Annotated in this window: 1 protein-coding gene; it reads left to right on the forward strand. The window is 68.1% G+C overall.

The features are described from left to right. A partial coding sequence (locus tag ABD658_RS15270) for an ISL3 family transposase (RefSeq protein ID WP_344744968.1) occupies nucleotides 1-830 on the forward strand: 830 nt, incomplete at both ends.

Genomic DNA, 830 nt, shown 5'->3' on the forward strand with positions numbered 1-830 from the left:
CTGCGGCGGTGAAGGCATCCCGCGGGGCACGGTGGTCCGCCGCCTGGCGCATCTTCCCCTGGGGTGGCGGCCGACCACCCTGTGGGTGCGGGTCCGCCGATACCGGTGTACCGACTGCGCTCGGGTCTGGCGTCAGGACACCAGTACGGCTGCGGCACCCAGGACGAAGCTGAGCAGGCATGCGGTGCTATGGGCCCTGAAGTCGGTAGTGATTGACAGGATGTCCATCGCCAGGGTGGCTGCCGCCCTGGCGGCTTCCTGGCATACCGTCAACGACGCCGTGTTGGCCGCCGGCCGGCAGCTGCTGATTGAGGATCCTCACCGGTTCGAGGGTGTGAAGGTCATCGGGGTCGATGAGCACTGCTGGCGCCACACCGGCAGGGGGTCCCACTACGTCACTGTGGTCATCGACCTGACCCCCGTGCGCGAGGGCACTGGCCCGGCGAGGCTGCTGGACATGGTCCCCGGTCGTTCCAAGGCCGTGTTCAAGACCTGGATCGACGCCCAGAACGAGGACTTCCGCAACGGCATCGAGGTGGTGGCCATGGACGGGTTCTCCGGCTTCAAGACCGCCACCGCCGAAGAACTCCCCGAGGCCACTGCGGTGATGGATCCCTTCCATGTGGTCGCCCTGGCCGGGGACGCGTTGGACCAGACAAGGCAACGGGTCCAGCGTGAGACCACCGGGCACCGCGGCCGTTCAGGGGACCCCCTCTATGGGGCGCGCAGGACGCTGCGCACCGGGGCTGACCTGCTCACCGAACCCCAAGACCGCAGGCTCCGGAAGGTCTTCGCCGCTGATGAGCATGTGGAGGTCGAGGCCACCTGGA

The sequence above is a fragment of the Nesterenkonia aethiopica genome (assembly GCF_039534665.1).
In the GTDB taxonomy this organism is placed as follows: Bacteria; Actinomycetota; Actinomycetes; order Actinomycetales; family Micrococcaceae; genus Nesterenkonia; species Nesterenkonia aethiopica.